Origin of the sequence: Rhodovulum viride (assembly GCF_003265965.1) — a bacterium.
Lineage (GTDB): Bacteria > Pseudomonadota > Alphaproteobacteria > Rhodobacterales > Rhodobacteraceae > Rhodovulum > Rhodovulum kholense.
In genome coordinates this window covers 1-15,305 of sequence record NZ_MUAV01000028.1, presented here as the reverse complement: position 1 = coordinate 15,305, position 15,305 = coordinate 1, and the positions used below count along the sequence as shown (strand labels likewise).

Annotated in this window: 18 protein-coding genes and 1 pseudogene; all 19 read right to left on the bottom strand. The window is 67.6% G+C overall.

Translation table 11 applies throughout. From position 1 onward, the window contains the following. Positions 1–33 precede the first annotated feature (33 nt). A pseudogene (locus BYZ73_RS24185) lies at positions 34–345 on the bottom strand (DUF2793 domain-containing protein); the annotation flags it as partial. Next, a complete protein-coding gene (locus tag BYZ73_RS18035; RefSeq protein WP_112317136.1) occupies positions 338–4,237 on the bottom strand; it encodes a baseplate multidomain protein megatron in 3,900 nt (1,299 codons plus the stop codon). The pseudogene BYZ73_RS24185 and the gene BYZ73_RS18035, both read right to left, overlap by 8 nt. A gap of 3 nt (positions 4,238–4,240) precedes the next feature. Then, on the bottom strand, positions 4,241–4,684 hold the full coding sequence (locus BYZ73_RS18030) for an NlpC/P60 family protein (protein WP_112317134.1): 444 nt from the start codon (positions 4,682–4,684) through the stop codon (positions 4,241–4,243). Then, positions 4,681–5,568 carry a DUF2163 domain-containing protein gene (locus BYZ73_RS18025; protein WP_112317132.1) on the bottom strand — a complete coding sequence of 296 codons (888 nt, stop codon included), beginning with the start codon at positions 5,566–5,568 and terminating at the stop codon, positions 4,681–4,683. The genes BYZ73_RS18030 and BYZ73_RS18025 overlap by 4 nt, the downstream gene beginning before the upstream one ends. Next, a complete protein-coding gene (locus BYZ73_RS18020) occupies positions 5,568–6,200 on the bottom strand; it encodes a DUF2460 domain-containing protein (RefSeq protein ID WP_108026936.1) in 633 nt (210 codons plus the stop codon). Before BYZ73_RS18020 ends, BYZ73_RS18025 begins: the two co-directional genes overlap by 1 nt. 15 nt (positions 6,201–6,215) lie before the next feature. Beyond that, positions 6,216–6,884 carry a phage tail tape measure protein gene (locus BYZ73_RS18015; RefSeq protein ID WP_112317130.1) on the bottom strand — a complete coding sequence of 223 codons (669 nt, stop codon included), beginning with the start codon at positions 6,882–6,884 and terminating at the stop codon, positions 6,216–6,218. A 3-nt stretch (positions 6,885–6,887) separates the two neighbouring features. Then, positions 6,888–7,082, bottom strand: coding sequence for a rcc01693 family protein (locus tag BYZ73_RS18010; protein ID WP_108026932.1), 195 nt, complete (start codon positions 7,080–7,082; stop codon positions 6,888–6,890). Then, entirely contained in the window at positions 7,072–7,404 is a 333-nt protein-coding gene (locus tag BYZ73_RS18005; RefSeq protein ID WP_108026930.1) for a gene transfer agent family protein, read from the bottom strand. The genes BYZ73_RS18010 and BYZ73_RS18005 overlap by 11 nt, the downstream gene beginning before the upstream one ends. Before the next feature lie 2 nt (positions 7,405–7,406). After that, a complete protein-coding gene (locus BYZ73_RS18000) occupies positions 7,407–7,820 on the bottom strand; it encodes a phage major tail protein, TP901-1 family (RefSeq protein ID WP_108026928.1) in 414 nt (137 codons plus the stop codon). 23 nt (positions 7,821–7,843) lie between these two features. Further along, positions 7,844–8,254 (bottom strand): DUF3168 domain-containing protein, encoded by a 411-nt coding sequence (locus tag BYZ73_RS17995; RefSeq protein WP_112317127.1) that lies wholly within the window; start codon positions 8,252–8,254, stop codon positions 7,844–7,846. Next, on the bottom strand, positions 8,251–8,592 hold the full coding sequence (locus tag BYZ73_RS17990) for a head-tail adaptor protein (protein ID WP_112317125.1): 342 nt from the start codon (positions 8,590–8,592) through the stop codon (positions 8,251–8,253). Before BYZ73_RS17990 ends, BYZ73_RS17995 begins: the two co-directional genes overlap by 4 nt. Beyond that, entirely contained in the window at positions 8,592–9,185 is a 594-nt protein-coding gene (locus BYZ73_RS17985; protein ID WP_342768225.1) for a head-tail connector protein, read from the bottom strand. Before BYZ73_RS17985 ends, BYZ73_RS17990 begins: the two co-directional genes overlap by 1 nt. 163 nt (positions 9,186–9,348) lie before the next feature. Next, positions 9,349–10,536 carry a phage major capsid protein gene (locus tag BYZ73_RS17980; protein WP_108026917.1) on the bottom strand — a complete coding sequence of 396 codons (1,188 nt, stop codon included), beginning with the start codon at positions 10,534–10,536 and terminating at the stop codon, positions 9,349–9,351. Between the two features lie 39 nt (positions 10,537–10,575). After that, complete coding sequence (locus tag BYZ73_RS17975) at positions 10,576–11,142, bottom strand: HK97 family phage prohead protease (protein ID WP_108026914.1); 567 nt, start codon at positions 11,140–11,142, stop codon at positions 10,576–10,578. Between the two features lie 20 nt (positions 11,143–11,162). After that, a complete protein-coding gene (locus tag BYZ73_RS17970) occupies positions 11,163–11,405 on the bottom strand; it encodes a GTA head formation protein, RCAP_rcc01685 family (RefSeq protein WP_075785209.1) in 243 nt (80 codons plus the stop codon). Between the two features lie 2 nt (positions 11,406–11,407). Further along, complete coding sequence (locus BYZ73_RS17965) at positions 11,408–12,583, bottom strand: phage portal protein (protein ID WP_112317121.1); 1,176 nt, start codon at positions 12,581–12,583, stop codon at positions 11,408–11,410. A gap of 146 nt (positions 12,584–12,729) precedes the next feature. Further along, positions 12,730–14,031, bottom strand: coding sequence for a DNA-packaging protein (locus BYZ73_RS17960; RefSeq protein WP_245943222.1), 1,302 nt, complete (start codon positions 14,029–14,031; stop codon positions 12,730–12,732). Then, entirely contained in the window at positions 14,000–14,356 is a 357-nt protein-coding gene (locus BYZ73_RS23885; protein ID WP_245895657.1) for a hypothetical protein, read from the bottom strand. The genes BYZ73_RS17960 and BYZ73_RS23885 overlap by 32 nt, the downstream gene beginning before the upstream one ends. Before the next feature lie 387 nt (positions 14,357–14,743). Beyond that, positions 14,744–15,305: IS5 family transposase (locus BYZ73_RS17955; RefSeq protein WP_112317116.1), on the bottom strand; the 562-nt coding region annotated here is incomplete at its 5' end.

Here is a 15,305-nt window from a genome sequence, read left to right as displayed (position 1 = left end):
AACCGCCGCGCCGATGGCGGCCCAGGCGCTGCCGGTCCAGCGCATGTCCGCGCCCGCATCGACCACATAGGCCCGCCAGCCGGGCAACGGGGCGACGAAGACCCAGCCGCCATTGTCCAGCACCGCGATCCGGCCGTCCTGTCCCTCCCAAAGGCCCTCGCCCCCGGCCGGAACGCCCCAGGCCTGACCGTCCGGCGCCCCCATTGGCGGGGCCGAAACGGTGACGCTTTGCAGCCGAAGCTGCACCAGCGCGTCGAGCCGGGTCAGCGCCTCGTTCACGGTCACATGTTTCTGAGACTGCGCCGCCTGCAGCAGCGGAAGCGACAGGTTCGGGGTGTCAGCCATCGATCTCGATCCTCCGATAGGGTCCGGGTCCGAACTGGTCGGACAGTTGCGCCACCTCGAGCGCGTAGGGCGCTGTCGTCCCGTCTGCCGCCTGCATGGCCGCGGTATAGGTCCAGCCTGTTGCGGCGACGGTTTCGGTCCGCAGCACCGCACCTTCGCCGGACTTCACCAGCACCGAATAAAGCTCGCGCTCTTCGCCCAGCGGCACCTCGAACGAGGCCCAACTGTCGCCGTCCACCCGCGTGCGGCGTACCCAGCTCAGCTTCAGATCGCCGCCGGACGCTCGCACCGCCTTAAGATGACAGGGGGCATAGGGCCGAAGCCCGATCCCGTCGAAGGCCAGCCGGACATGGTCGTAGCTCGGGTCGTCATAGGCCCGCGTCCCGGGGCCGATCCGGTAATGCCGCGCAAGCCCCCGCGCCGACGCGGCAAGCGCGATCTGCGGCACCCGCGCATCAAGCAGCACGACGGTGCTTCCCACGGGCCAGATCTCGGGCATGTCGGCCTCGGTCCCGGCCTGCCCGCGAAGCCTCAGCCTCAGCTCGTAGGTTCGCGGCCCGATCAGTTCGGCTTCGGCGAACTGGAATACCTCCCACCCCCCGGGTCCGCCCGCCCCGATCGCCGCGACATTGGCCCCGGCCAACAGATCGGCCTCGCCGACCGAGGCGAGACTGCCCGCCGCAAGCTTGACCCGAAGCGCGGGCCCCCGGTCCCAACGGCCGGGTTCGGCTGCCGTAAGCGGCGTCTCGGTCAGACCGATCACTGCGGACCGGTCGAGCGTCGCGTTCAACGTGTAGCCCGCATCCTCGACCGCCGTGTAGACGTCGACCGTACCGGGCCAGGGGGTCGCGACCGCCGCGACATGGGGCGCATGGGGTACTTCCTCGCCGGTCAGAAGCGGCAAATCCAGGAAAACCGCATGCACAGGCACCGGCGCAACAAACGCGGCCTGGGCCACGCCGCGATCCTCGAAGCGCGGCGGCAGGTAAAGTCCCCGCTCGACCCGCACTGCCTCGATCTGCCGCGTATCGGCCAGATCGACCCGGTCGATCCGGTAGTCGCCGGATGGCAACTGCATCACATCGCCCGCCCCCACGGACAGCGTCGACAGCGGCAAGGCCAGCCGCACCCGATCGCGCGCCACCCGCGATTCCGACAGCCAGCGCTCGACGACGGCCTGCCCCTCGGCCGCCGTCAGAACCAGCGGCACTTCGCTGACAGAGACCGACCGGCTGGCCTCGTCCGGAAAGATCGCTTCGGCCGCCCGGGTCTCATAGGCGCCGTCGGCCTCGACAAAGGACAGGCGCACCCGCCCGGCGGTCTCGGCCCCCGGGGTCCGGCTGTGTTCGATATCGCCGGCCAGATCGCCGGTCCGGGCCAGATCGGCGGGGTCGAGGACGACCCCGGCCCGCCCGTCGCGATTGAAAAACACGATCCGGCCATCGCGCTCGGCCGCCTCGATGCCGAAAGCCAGCATCAGGGGCTGCAACGCCGACCGCGCCCCGGCCAGATCGCTGACCGCATAGCCCCGGACCAGCCCGTAGACATCGGACACGTCCAGATCGGTCACCCCCGAGGCGGTACAGATCTCGCGGATTACGGCATCCAGAGCCTGCGCCGAAGCACGCCCGTTCAGCCAGTGCCCACGCCCGTAATTGTCGCCATCCGACCAAAGCGTCCGGTTCCCGGGAAACTGCGGATAGGGCCGCGCGTCCCAGGCCCAGACATGCGCCCGCGACAGATCCACCATCGGCCCGCCGTAAAGCGGCGAAACCGGGTTCACCGCCGGGTCGGCCCAATAGCCCAGCAGCGCCCGCAGATACTGGTGCTGGATCAGGTCGTCGCGCGCGCCAGTCGAATATGGCGGCAACGCGCTTTCCGAGGATTTCGCGTCGCTGAAAAGGTTGGGCGCGTTGGTCCCCTTGTCGACCGCCGGGCACCCGAGTTCTGTGAACCAGATCGGCTTCGATTGCGGAACCCAGGCCGTCGGCGTCGCGCTGCGAACCCCATCGATCCGGTCGTGATGGGCGCTCTGCCACCAGCTGCGGATGTCCTTGTAGCGCCAGACCCAGGGCTCGCCATGAGCGCCGTCGGTGATCGCGCTTCGGATCTGCGCATCGCGGGCGGCCTGCGAGGCATAATACCAGTCGAACCCCTCGCCGCCCTCGATATTCGCGCGCAGATAGTCCAGATCGTGGATCGCGCCCCAGGCGGCATCGGCATGATCGTCGCCGTCGCGCCAGTCCGACAGGGGCATGTAGTTGTCGATCCCGATGAAGCCGATCGCCGGGTCCGCCCAGAGCGGATCGAGATGGAAATGCACGTCGCCCGGAGCGGTCTCGGGGTGATAGCCGAAATACTCGCTCCAGTCGGCGGCATAGCCGATCTTGCAGCCGGGCCCGAGGATGGCGCGCACATCCCCGGCCAGCGCACGCAGCGCATCGACCGCCGGAAACCGCCCGGACCCGCCGCGGATCGTCGTCAGACCGCGCAGCTCGGACCCTATGCAGAAGGCCGACACGCCCCCCGCCAACGCGCAAAGATGGGCATAGTGCAGGATGAAGCGTCGATAGCTCCAGTCATCGGTTCCGGCATAGGCAACGCTCTGTCCCGAGGCCGCAAAATCCTCCGGCCGTGCCGTGCCGAAGAACAGCGCAACCTCGTCTTCCGCGAACCGCGTGCCATCCGTGGTGAAGGGATGGGCAGGAGCGAAATTCAGCGTGATGCGGCCGCGCCAGGGCAAGGGCGGCTGACCTGCCGCGCCCGTATAAGGGTCGATCAGCGCATTGCCCGGCAGCTGGTCCATGAGAATGAACGGGTAAAAAACCGGGGCCTGACCGCGCGCCTTCAGCGCCTGGATCGCCTCGATCACGCTGGCATCGGCAGGTGTGCCACCATAGATCGGTCGCCCGTCGACATGGGGCACGATCTCGGCCGCGCTCCGGCTCAGACCCGCCACCCGCCAGGGCATAGGGTTGCCGTCGAAGTCGGTCTGTTCGACCTTCGGCCGAAGCCGCGCGATCGGCGCGCGCAGATCCGAAGCGAACCAGCTCACCACCAGCGAAACCGAGCCCACGTTGGGCAATTCGCCCTGCAGCATGTCAAGCGATGTGGCGATGTCGGTCTTGCCGCTTGGCGAATTGACGTTCGCCGATACCGCCTGCCCCGGCGCGTAAGAGAAATGAACCGGCGTTGTCGCCAGGGCATATTCGCCGGTGCCCGGGATCAGCGACACGCCCTGCACCAGCGCGGGCAGATCGTCCGTCGTTCCCGCCGCCCGCCGCACGACCTCGAAGGACAGTTGCGGCACGCGGTTGCCGAAGCGCGCAAGCTCCATGTCCTCGATTACCACATAGGCGATGCCGCGATAGGCCGGAGCCCGGCCCGGCCCTTCGACCGCCTCGATCAGCGCATCGGGCAGCTGGTCTTCGGACCCGTCATAGACGCGCAGAGTCAAGGATTGCGGCTCGATCTCGGCGCCATCGGCCCAGATCCGGCCGACCCGGGCGATCTGGCCCTCGCAGAGTGCGATCCCCAGACTGACCGAATAGCTGTATTCCTTGACCTTGGGCTTGCTCGGCGCGCCTTTTCCGCCGCCATGCGTGCTGACCGTCTCGCGAAAGCGCGAGGCCCAGATCACCTGACCCGCCACCCGCGACCGCCCCCATAGCCGGCCGACGGCCGCGCCCTCGCTGGCGCCGGTCAGGCGAAACCTCTCGACCTTGCCGGTCTCGACCGCCTGCGATCCGCTGCCCAGAAGCTGCTGGTCGATTACCCGGCCCAGCGTGGCGCCCACGGCCCGTCCAAGAACCGCGCTCGACAGCCCCAGAACCGACCCGCCCAGCGCCGAGCCGGCCGCGGCTCCGGCCGCCGACAAAACGATCGTCGCCATGGGTCAGATCCCCTCGGGAAAGGCAAAGCGGGCCACGATCCGCCGCGCCCAGGGCTGGGAAAGCGAGCTTTCGACCACCCCGCGCCCCGAATAGGCGTGGATGAAACTCGGCGCCTCGTCGACCCGACCCTGAACGCCCAGATGCTTGGCAACAGTGTCGTCGCGCATCCGGAACAGGATCACATCGCCCTCGGCAGCCTCTTCCAGCGGTTTGGCGATCAGATGCCGCCCGGCCGCGCGCCACAGGATCTCTTCGCCCTGAGGCTCGGACCAGTCCGGCGTATAGGGCGGCACCTCTTCCGGCTCGCGACCGTAAAGCGACCGCCAGACACCGCGCAGAAGCCCGAGGCAATCCGCCCCGGCGCCGCGCACCGATCCCTGATGCCGATAGGGCGTCCCGATCCAGCGGCGCGCCTCATTGGCGGCGCGTTCTCCCATGATGGTCATGATTTCAGACTTCCCCCGTCGTTCAGCCCCGAGCGGGTCGGATAGCTCATCAGCCAGTCCTCGCCCGGAATATGCGGAAACCCTCTGAAGTTGAGGAAATTATCGAACTTGTCCCGGCAGGTCTCTGCCCGCCGGTCGCAGCCCGCGACCAGCCGCAGAGTGTCGCCCGCCAGGACGGTGCCGCGGATCTCGGTCCAGAGCTCGATCACCCGGACACCGCTTTCCTCGCGGTCTCCCTTGATCGCGCCCACCAGCCCCGCCGCTGGCCCCGACACCACCTCAAGTCGCCCCTGTTCGAACCAGCGCGGAGCAAAGCCCGACAGTCCGGCGATCCGGAACAGGCGTCGTCCGGTCACGCTTGCCACAGGAACGACAGTCGAGAAATCGGGATGAGCGGTGTCGAAGCGGCAGGCCGCATCGCCCAGAACCGCCCCGCAGGGCGCCTGATAGACCAGACCCTGCGGCTGGTTCAGCCCCTCGGCCAGACCGCGCAATTCGGCCTCGAAGGCCCCGGCCGTCCGGGTCATCTCGCCCAGCGTGCCGGTGAAGATCAGCGCATGCTGGACGGGATCGCGCCAGTTCACCATCCAGATCCTCAGCGCCGCGCCGTCATAGCGCCCGGCCGAAATGTCCTCTTCGGTGATCGCCTCCGAACTCAGCGCCGACACGGCCGCCGAGTTGTCGACCGAAAGGCCGGTGGTCTGGCTCAGCGCCCGTGCCGTCATGCCGGTATCGGCGCGGAAGGTGATGCCCGCGAAGGCCAGATCGCGGTCGTGATCGGTAAAGCCCATGACCACGCCGTCCTGGCGCGTCAGCGCCCAGGCCCTGGCAAGCGTCGTCGCGCCGCTTTCCAGATGGGCCTGAAATGTCGCCGAGAGCGGCATCAGATCCGCAGCTCCACGACCGGGACCGAAGGCACTTCGCCCGCCCGGAAACTCTCGACCGAGGTCTGGATCCGATCGGTATCGAACCGCACCGGCACGTCGAACTCGAACCCGGCGGTCACCACCGCGCCCATCGCCGGGGGCTCGGCCAGCGTCACGATCCCGGTCGAGGCCTCGACGCCGAAATCGACCGGGGCGAACAACGTGCGTCCGTCGACCGCGACGGTCACCGTACCGGCCACCGGCTTGGCGATCGGGCGCACATAGGACTGGCCGCCCGAAGCATAGGTCTTCCTCAACTGAAACTGGACGGTGTCGGCATCGCCGATCCCGATCACCTGATCGCCGGAACCAACCTCGCCCGACGGACGGCAAGACTTGTAGTCGGACCAGTCCTTCCAGCGGAATCCGTAAAGCTGGCCGCGCCGTGCCTCGAAGAAGGCGACCAACTGCTCGACATCGTCGAGCGAACTCATTGCGACACCGGCATCGTAGCGCCGCCGCGCATGTTCCCAGGGGGTGTTGCGTTCCTCATAACCATTGGCCAGCGTCACGATCTCTGTTCGGCGCTCCGGACCGCCGACCGACCCGAAACTCAGATTGGCCGGGAAGCGGACTTCATGAAATGCCATGGGCTCTGTCCTCCTTCACCTGTTTCGCTGGCCGCGCGACAGCAGGCGGCTCATTTCGGCCGCGATCTGGCTTTGGCTGCGCGCGAAGCCCTGCACGTCAGGCGTGCTGATGTTCATGACGATCTGGATCGGACGCGACGACCCGCTCCCGTCCGACCGGACCCCCAACCGGCCATCGGCCCCGCGGGACAGCGGCAGGATCGCTTCCGGCCCCGCCTCGCCCATCAGTCCGGTCGCGCCCCGCATCGGGAAATAGGTCGCCTGGCCGACGATGCCGCCCGAGGCGAAGGGGATGACCCGCCCCTGCGAGAAGGGCGCGCCCCTGGCAAAGGGAAGTGCGGCGCCCAGAAGCCCCTCGATACCGCCGGCAAGCAGGCCGCCCAGCTGGTTCTGCACCGGCTTGACCGCCGCAGCATAGGTCGCATTCGCAACCGAGTTCGCGACCGACTTCAATGCATCCGACAGTTTCATTCCGTCGAAGACCAGCCCGTCGAAAGCCCCCCTCAGGCCGCGACCGATGGCATTCGACAACGAACTGACCTCGCGGTTCGTCAGCGTCAGCGAGTCCCGCATCCGCACAAGTTCCACCTCGAAGGCCGCGGCCGTACCGCTCGCTCCCCCCAAGGTCGTCTCCAGCGCGTTCAGTTGCGCCTCGAAAGCCTCGATATCCTCAGGCTCGGCCATGGCCTATCCTTCGTCCCTCAGTTTATCCGGAAAGGCGCGGGCCAGTTCCTCCAGCCGCGCACGGCTCATGGGGGCAGGCCCGCCTTCGGCCCCCAGCATCAACATCAGTTCCGCGGGTGTGAGCTCCCAGAACTCGGAGGGTCTCAGACCGAGACCGCGAATGCCCGCCCGCATCAGGCCGCCCCAGTCAAAGCCCATCCTGCTTTGCCTCCGGCAAGGTGAAGGCCCGGGCCAAAAGCTGCGCGGCGGCCTGGGCCGCGGCGATCGGACCGCCGCCGATATCGGCTTCGGCAAGGTCGGCGGTCGTGCCCTTCCAGCCGCCTCCCCGAAGCCCGGCCAGCAACAGCGCAATCACGTCTCGCGTCGCGAAATGCCCTTCCTCGTAGCGCTCGATCAGGGTCAGCAGGGTGTCGGCGCCCAGCGCCGCCTCCAGCTCGGCCAGGGCACCAAGCGTAAGCTTGAGAACCTGCCGTTCTCCGTTGACCATCAGCGCGACTTCGCCTGCATGGGGGTTTGGCATGCTTACATCGCCGTAAAGTTGAGGACACCGGCCGAAGCAAGCGTCATTTCATAGGTGGCTTCGCCATTGTGGCTGCCGGCATATTCCAGGCTGCTGACCTGAAACCGTCCCTCGACAATCCCGAAGTCCGGGATCACCAGCTGGAAGACCGGCATCAGACCCTCGAAGAAGACCTCGCGGGCGCGAGCGTCGGTCTCGGCATCCTTGAAGACGCCCGATCCGGTGATAGCGGCCGACTTGACCCCCGCGCCCGACAAGAGCTCGCGCCACCCGCCCTGGCTTTCCAGGCTGGTCACGTCCACCGGCTCGGCGTTGAAGCTGATGCGCGAGGCCCGCAGACCCGCAAAGGTCGAGAAGTCTCCCGCGCCCGAGATATCGACCTTGATGAGAAGATCCTTGCCGTTCTGCGCCGTCATTTCGCGTACTCCAGGTATGTCATTCAATCGTCCTCGACCCGGACGGAGAACCGCAGGTCGATGCGGCGCTGATCCTGCGCGCCGACACGTCGGGCGCGGGCGCGGTCGAACCAAAGTCCGACCACCCTGCCCCGAACCAGCGCCAGCGGCGCCTCGGTCAGGGCATCGGAAATGGCTCCGGCAGCGGCCTTCGCCCGGGCGAAGCCGGCCTCTTCGCTGACGACCGAGATCGTCACAAGATGCAGCGCGCCGTTTGCGCCCTTGTCGGAGGCATCGCGGACCTCTTCCGGTCCGAGACTTACATAGATCGGCGGAAGACGGCCCGCGGGCACGGCGTCATAGACCGCCTCGCCCACGATCGCGGACACGGCAGCATGCCCCGAAATCCGCTGAAAGATCGCGGCCTGCAAGGCGGCCGCCATGCCATAGCTCATGCCGCCAACTCCTCTTCGGCAAGGCAGGCCAGATAGTGCCCGCGCGCGTCATGCTCGGTCACCGCACGGATGCGGAAGAGCCGCTGTCCCTCGCGGAACCTCTGACCGGCGACGGGCCGTTCCGGCGCGCCCGGAGGCGCGCCGCGGACCACGATCCGGTACAGCACCCGCGACAAGGCCAGCTCTTCGCCGACCTGCTCGCCCCCGCTGCGTACGGCAACCTCGGCCCACAGCGTGCCGCGGGTCACCCAGGTTTCGGAAAAGCCTCCGGCACCATCGGCGACCTGCACCGGCACCTCCAGCACCAGGCGGCGGCTCAGGATCGGCGACCGCGCCATCACGCGCTCCCCGGTGTCAGCCGCAGCATGCGCCAGCGGTCGGTCAGGGCTGCGATCCCGAAGGGCATCGCGCCGCCGCCGACGGTCTGCTCCAGCCGGTTCTCGTAATAATGGGCTGCCAGCAGCAGCACGGCATGGCCCAGATCCTCGGGCACCGCCGCCCAGTCGGGACCGAAGCCCGCCTCGAAATCGATCTCGGCGCTGCCCTCGAAGGGAATGCCGGGCATCGCGCCGCCCGTGCCCCGCACCACCGGCAGATGCGCATCGGCCAGCAAGTGATAGCGCTCGGGGGCGACCGGCACCGCCACGCCGTCCCGGTCGACGATCCGGATCTCGGTCACCGCCCGCACCGGAGCGACCGGCAAGGACTGACTGCCGCCCCGGCGCCAGCCATAAAGCACATAGCTGAAACTTCGGGAAATCAGCACCTTGCCGGTCCGCGCCTCGATGGCCGCCAGCGCCGCGCGCAGCAGCGTCTCCAGATAGGCATCCTGATCCCCGGCATCGGCAAAGCCGGTTCCGAGGCGCAGATGCGCCTTGAACTGCGCAAGCGGAAGCGCCGCAGCCGCCACCGTCGTCCGCTCTATCAGCATCATATTTTCCGTCTCTCCGCTGTCGCTCGACGCGAGGTTGACGCGCGCCGGCCCGTCCCGCTCCGATGGAGGGAGCACCGGGGCGGGCCCCGGGGGGCCGGCGCGCATCTCACCGGCCCGGTACCGGGGCCGGGTTTGCTGGTGGGGACCCGATCCGCCGGTGTCAGGCGACCGAGAACTTCAGCACCTTGATTGCGGCGAAGTCGCTGACATCGCCGCCCACGCGCTTGGTGGCGTAGAAAAGCACATGCGGCTTGGCCGAGAAGGGATCGCGCAGCACCCGCAGATCGGGGCGCTCGGCGACGGTATAGCCGGCCTGGAAGTCGCCAAAGGCAATGGCCGTCGCGTCCGGCGCGATGTCGGGCATGTCCTCGGCGATCAGCACCGGATAACCCAGCAGCCGCGCGGGCTCGGCCGCGGCCAGACCGTCCGACCACAGGAACCGCCCGTCCGCATCCTTCATCTTGCGCACCGCGCCCGCGGTCTTCGAGTTCATCACGAAGCTGCCATTCGCCCGATAGACCGCGCCCAGCGAATAGACCAGATCAAGGATCGCGTCCGACGGCGCGCCCACGTCGAAATCGCCATCGGCGCCGGTCGCGACATAGCCCAGGCTTCCCCAACTCCAGCTCGCCTCGGCGACCTTGGGATGGCTGAGAAACCCGCGCGGCTTGTCGGTCCCGTCGCCCAGAATGAAGGCCGCGGCCTCGGCCCGCGAGAACTTGTCGGCAATCCGGCCAGCCAGCCAACCCTCGATATCGAAGGCACTGTCGTCCAGCAGGCGCTGGCTGACCTTCGGCATCGCCGACAGTTCGTGCAGCGGGATCGTCACCCGCTCGATCTGTGGCGTCCCGGTCTCGACCTGGCTGCCGGTCTCGCTCGACCAGCCCGAGCCGGTATCCGAATGATCGACCAGCACGTCATATGAACTGGCCTCGACCGTCACCACCTGGGCAATCGACCGGATCGAGGCCGTTGCGGTCAGCACCGACTTGATCGTACTGGCCGTCTCGGGGTCGATCAGATAGCCGCCCTCGCCGGCGACGGCCGTCGACATGGCCTTGCCCTCGAATTCGAGCCCGCGCAGCGCATCGTCGTCGCCGGACCTCAGATAGGCGCCGAAGGCCTTCTTGTGGGGCACCTCGATCTCGACGGCGCGGGACAGGGCGGGACGACCCGCCGTGACTTGTGATTTCCGGTCGAACATGGTCAGTCGCTCTTCCTGTTGCTTGAGTCTCGATTTCACTTCCGACTGGAAGCCCCTGAAATCGATCAGGAAGTCCTCCAGAGCTTCACGCATCTCCATAGCGGGACCATGGGCCCGCCCGGCCTTGATTTCGGTCTCGGTCATGTTGGCAGTCCTGTCTGGGAATGAGACTTGAAGAGGGGGCTAGCCTTCGGCCAGCATCCGGCGGGCGCCCGCAAAGGCCTCCGCCAGGTCGCGCAAGAGCTCCTCCGCGGTGCCCTCCGCCTTGGTGCCGACGCGCGCGTCGGCCAGCATCGGAAAGGTCACCAGCGACACCTCCCACAGCTCCAGCTCGGCCAGCAGACGGTGCCCGCTGTCATCCTTGCCGGCGCGCTTGGTCCGATAGCCGATCGACAACCCGTCGATGGCACCCGCCGCGACCAGCGCCACCGCCTCGCGGCCCCGTGTCACATCGGTCAGGATACGGCCCTTGACATACAGCCCGCGGGCATCCTCGCGCACCTCGTCCCAGACGCCGATCGGCTCGCAAGGGTCGTGCTGCCAAAGCATCTTCACCCGCCGACCTTCGCTGCCCATCTGCCGCAGGCAGGCTGTGTAGGCGCCGCTCTGGACGATATCGCCCCCGTAATCGGCGGCGCCGAACACCGAGGCATAGCCCTCGATCACCGCGCCGTCCTTCAGCGCCAACGGCAAGGCATCGTTCTTGCAGAACTTGCGTTCGAGCGCGATGCCATTTTCGTACTCCTTCATCACCTCTGTCCTCTTCGCTTCTAAGGCGTCGAAATGGCGGACAGGATCGAGGCGATACCCTCGGCCAGGATCACCGCCACGATCCCGTAGACCGTCAGCCACATGCGCTTTTCGATCTGGTCCAGCATTTCCTCGATGCGTTTCAGGCGGTATTCGAGGGCGCTCCAGCGCTCCTCCATCACCCGCTCGCTGGCCTCGATCCGGATATGCGTCGCGTCGAACGGGGCGTAGAGAAACCGCGAGCCGGACCGTTGCCCGGCCACCCTCACCTGCCCTCCGGCCGCCTCGGCAGGCCGAGCAGCGCGCGTTTCTCGTCCTCGGTCAGGAAGTCGGCTTCGGAGATTCTCTTCCATTGCGTATCCCGCTCTGCGGCCAGCGCCGGCACCTGATCGAGATCGGGCCGGAGCGCAACCGCGCCGCCGCCGAAATGGGTCAGGAACTCGGCCACCGCTCCGGCGACCTTGGCCACCAGCGGGACCACGGTCAGCCGGTAAAAGGCACGGTTTGCCTCCTGGTAATTCGCGTAAGTTGCCTCGCCCGGAATGCCCAACAACATGGGCGGCACACCGAAGGCCGTGGCAATCTCGCGGGCCGCGGCCTCCTTGGTCTTCTGAAACTCCATGTCCGAGGGCGAGAACCCCATCGGCTTCCAGTCGAGCCCGCCCTCCAGCAACATCGGCCGCCCGGCATTGGCCGCGCCCTGATGATAGGACAGCATCTCGTCCTGCAGCCGGGCATATTGTTCCTCGCTCAGCGTCGACTGGCCGTCGCCGCCGTGATAGACGATTGCCCCGGAGGGCCGCGCGGCGTTGTCCAAGAGCGCCTTCGACCAGCGCGAGGCAGAGTTGTGCACGTCGATGGCCGTGGCGGCCGCCTGCATCGCCGACAACCCGTAATGGTCGTCCTGCGGATGGAAGTTCTTGATGTGGCAGATCGGCGGAACCGCCCCGGTCATGTCGAACCGGTGCTTGCGCGCGCCCACCATGTAGTCATAGGCGACCGGCCAGCCATCGGCCCCCGGCACCAGCCGCATCCGGTCTGACCGCAGCACATGCAGCTCGAACGGCAGCCCGCCCTCGCCGCCCACGGCCTCGAGATAGCCGTTTCCCGACAGCAGCAACTGCCCGTAAAGCGCCTCCAGCAATTCGGCGCGTCCCTGCGCCGGGTTCGGCCGCTTCAGCAACTCCAGCACGGGATGCGCCTCGTAGCGTCGCTCGTCGTCCTGGCAGATCAGCGGCAGCGCCGCCGCGGATTCCGCGATCAGCTTGACCGCGCGAAAGCCCACGGGATTGCCGTTGAACCCGGACCTGATCAGCGACCCCGTATCGCGTGGCGTCCAGGCCGCGCGCCCCGCCCCCGCCCAGGCGATCACCGGGCCGGTGGCCGAGGCCTTGGTTTCGGGCAGTCGTTCCGCCGCGCGGCGGAAAAGTTTGAATTTCATTGCAGATCATCCTCCGATTTCCGTCGGCTCTGCCGACGACCGGCCCAAAAGCAGCGGCGAAGACCCGGGACAGTCCCCGATTAGGTCCGAACATGGTTCGACCGGCGCCGGGCCGCGGCCCGGCCCGCAAGGACGGGTGTGCCGAATTAGAGCCCGCGCACCCTCGGCCGCCGCCACTGCGCCGCCGGGGCGATCATCAGGTCGTTGATCGCCCAGACCAGCGCATCCACCCGGTCCGGGCTGCCCTTGCCCTCGTACCCCCGCGCCGTCATGTGGCACATCTGCTCTTCCAGAACTTGCAGACCCCGCAGGTGCCTGACGCGGCCCTGCTCGTAAAGCGCGGCCACCGGCTCGGCCCGGGCGATCTTGCCCCGCGTCGCGCGAACCGCGCGGAAAGGCACCATGGGGTCGAGCTGGCGGATCACCGTTTCGACCAGATCGCCGCCCTGGTTCACCTCGGCGACCAGCCGCTCGGCGCCATAGCGCTCCATCGCCTCGATTGCGACCGTCGCCCACGCCGTCGGGGCGACGCCGCCGATACTGACATCCTCCAGCACATAGGCGCACCAGGTCTGCGGCGGCCCCTGCATCCTGACCCCGGCCACCACGATCCCGCATTCGTCCGAGCTTTCCCGGCTCGTGACCGGCGGATCGACGGCAACCACGATCCGGTCCAGCGGCGGCGCCTCGTCGACCCTCAGCGCCTCGATCCGGCTCAGCGTCCAAAGCGCGCTGTCCGCCTCGTCGAGAAGCACGCCGTCAAGTTCCTGCCGCCCGAGCCGGGTGCCCGCATAGCGGGTCCGGACCGCCTCGAGGAACGAGGCCGCCAGATTGGCCCGGTTGGCCTCGGTCGGCGCGTGGGTAACCACGGTCGAGGGGTTCGCGAGGATCGACTTCAGCACTGCCACGTTGCGCGGCGTCGTCGTCACGCATTGCCGCGGAGCCTGCCCCAGCCGCAGCCCGAACTGCAACATGTCCCAGGTCTCTTCGGCCCGCTTCCATTTTGCCAGCTCGTCCGACCAGGCGGCTTCGAATTGCGGCCCACGCAGCGAATCCGGGTCATGCGCCGAAAACACCTGCGCCACCGCACCATTCGGCCAGACCAGCCGCCGCCGCGTTGCCTCCCAGTTCGGCCGCCGGTCGGGAGGCGAACAGGCCAGAATGCCGCTTTCGCCGAACACCATGACCTCGCGGGCCTCGTCGACGGTCTCGCCGACCAGGGCCACCCGCCGGGCCCGGCCTTCGTCAAGCGGCCTTGCGCCCTCGACTTGCGACCGGACCCATTCAGATCCGGCCCGCGTCTTGCCCGAGCCCCGGCCGCCCATGATCACCCAGGACCGCCACTCGCCCTCGGGCGGCAGCTGATGTGGCAACGCCCAGAACTCGAACAGATACGGCAGCGCCAGCAGCGCCGAGTCATTCAACCCCTCCAGAAAGGCGGCCTGCATCTCGGGTGTCGCGCAGGCGATCCAGTCGGCGCCCGACTTCAAGGCGTGCCTGTTCAAGATCAAGCGCTTGGATTCCGCCTTCAGACCCGCTTTCTGCATTCAGCCGCCTCTCAACCCGCTGCCGTTCGTCGAACGCCGTCTGTGCCGCCTTCCCGAGATCGTTCAACGCCCCGCGCAGCATGCGGGCACGCTCGGAATTTCCAGCCTCGATTTCCTCGATCAGTTCGTTCAGGGCGCGGATCGTGCGCCTGTAATGTTCTTCTGCTTCCTCAAGCAGCGCCCACGCCGCCGCGCCGCCCGCTTCAGGAGAGGGATCATTTGTCATCGCATCTGCCTGATTGGTCCGCCCAGCGCAGGAAGAAGACAACAAAAAGGCGGCCTCCGGGGGTCCCCCGGGCCGCCAAACCCACGTCTTCCAGCATGCCCGAAGGTATACCCCAGACCGCTCGCAGAGTCAAGAAGTTTAATGCTAACAAGAAGTTAACATTGCACAACCCGGCGTGGTCCGGGCAGGTATCCCGCAAACCGCCTTGCGTCCGATGCCCCATGCCCCAAGACCGCCCGCATCCGTCAAGCGGAACGCGGACCGGGCTTCACGCACCGGCCCGGCACGAACGCCCCTGCCCCCGCTTGTCGAATGGTATCGGGCCACGAACGCGGCGCTGTTGCGCAAATCAGCTGACGACCGCAGTTCCCCTTTCCCCGGACACACTTATCCCATGGCCACGGTGAGCGGGATGCCGAGCGCCGTGAAGCGGTTGAGGACCGCCGCCCGGATCTGGACTTCGGCAACCAGGCGGTCGAAGTCCCGTGACATCAGCCTCTGGCCGAGCAGTTTCACGCAGTTCATTTTCGTTTCGACCCTGCTCCGGCGGTGGGACCCGCTCCAGTTCCGCCAGAGTGCCCGGCCGAGGGGCTTCGATGCTCGCAGGATCTCGTTTCGTGCGCGGGCTCCGGCGCTGTCCCGCTTCCATGGCATGGCGTTGCGGCGCGGCGGAATGATTTCGGCCGCGCCGCGGTCGGCGATGGCGTCGTGGCAGGCGCGCGTGTCATAGGCGCCGTCGGCAGTGACCGTGGCGATTTGCCGATCCAGGCCGATCTGCTTCAGGAGCTCAGGCAGCATCGGCGCGTCGCCTGCATTGCTGGAGGTGACTTCGACGGCCCGGATCTCCAGCGTTTCCTCGTCTATGCCGATGTGGATCTTGCGCCAGACACGGCACTTCGAGGCGCCGTGTTTGCGTCTGTGCCACTCGCCTTCGCCTTTCACCTTGATG

Excerpts from the sequence above, each read along its gene's own strand:
- BYZ73_RS18035 (WP_112317136.1), bottom strand. The coding sequence starts at position 4,237 with ATGGCGACGATCGTTTTGTCGGCGGCCGGAGCCGCGGCCGGCTCGGCG.
- BYZ73_RS18020 (WP_108026936.1), bottom strand. The coding sequence starts at position 6,200 with ATGGCATTTCATGAAGTCCGCTTCCCGGCCAATCTGAGTTTCGGGTCG.
- BYZ73_RS17990 (WP_112317125.1), bottom strand. The coding sequence starts at position 8,592 with ATGGCGCGGTCGCCGATCCTGAGCCGCCGCCTGGTGCTGGAGGTGCCG.
- BYZ73_RS17965 (WP_112317121.1), bottom strand. The coding sequence starts at position 12,583 with ATGAAATTCAAACTTTTCCGCCGCGCGGCGGAACGACTGCCCGAAACC.
- BYZ73_RS17960 (WP_245943222.1), bottom strand. The coding sequence starts at position 14,031 with ATGCAGGCCGCCTTTCTGGAGGGGTTGAATGACTCGGCGCTGCTGGCG.
- BYZ73_RS18030 (WP_112317134.1), bottom strand. The coding sequence starts at position 4,684 with ATGACCATCATGGGAGAACGCGCCGCCAATGAGGCGCGCCGCTGGATC.
- BYZ73_RS17995 (WP_112317127.1), bottom strand. The coding sequence starts at position 8,254 with ATGAGCTATGGCATGGCGGCCGCCTTGCAGGCCGCGATCTTTCAGCGG.
- BYZ73_RS18025 (WP_112317132.1), bottom strand. The coding sequence starts at position 5,568 with ATGCCGCTCTCGGCGACATTTCAGGCCCATCTGGAAAGCGGCGCGACG.
- BYZ73_RS18010 (WP_108026932.1), bottom strand. The coding sequence starts at position 7,082 with ATGGGCTTTGACTGGGGCGGCCTGATGCGGGCGGGCATTCGCGGTCTC.
- BYZ73_RS17985 (WP_342768225.1), bottom strand. The coding sequence starts at position 9,185 with ATGCTGATAGAGCGGACGACGGTGGCGGCTGCGGCGCTTCCGCTTGCG.
- BYZ73_RS18000 (WP_108026928.1), bottom strand. The coding sequence starts at position 7,820 with ATGACGGCGCAGAACGGCAAGGATCTTCTCATCAAGGTCGATATCTCG.
- BYZ73_RS17975 (WP_108026914.1), bottom strand. The coding sequence starts at position 11,142 with ATGAAGGAGTACGAAAATGGCATCGCGCTCGAACGCAAGTTCTGCAAG.
- BYZ73_RS23885 (WP_245895657.1), bottom strand. The coding sequence starts at position 14,356 with ATGACAAATGATCCCTCTCCTGAAGCGGGCGGCGCGGCGGCGTGGGCG.
- BYZ73_RS18005 (WP_108026930.1), bottom strand. The coding sequence starts at position 7,404 with ATGCCAAACCCCCATGCAGGCGAAGTCGCGCTGATGGTCAACGGAGAA.
- BYZ73_RS18015 (WP_112317130.1), bottom strand. The coding sequence starts at position 6,884 with ATGGCCGAGCCTGAGGATATCGAGGCTTTCGAGGCGCAACTGAACGCG.
- BYZ73_RS17980 (WP_108026917.1), bottom strand. The coding sequence starts at position 10,536 with ATGACCGAGACCGAAATCAAGGCCGGGCGGGCCCATGGTCCCGCTATG.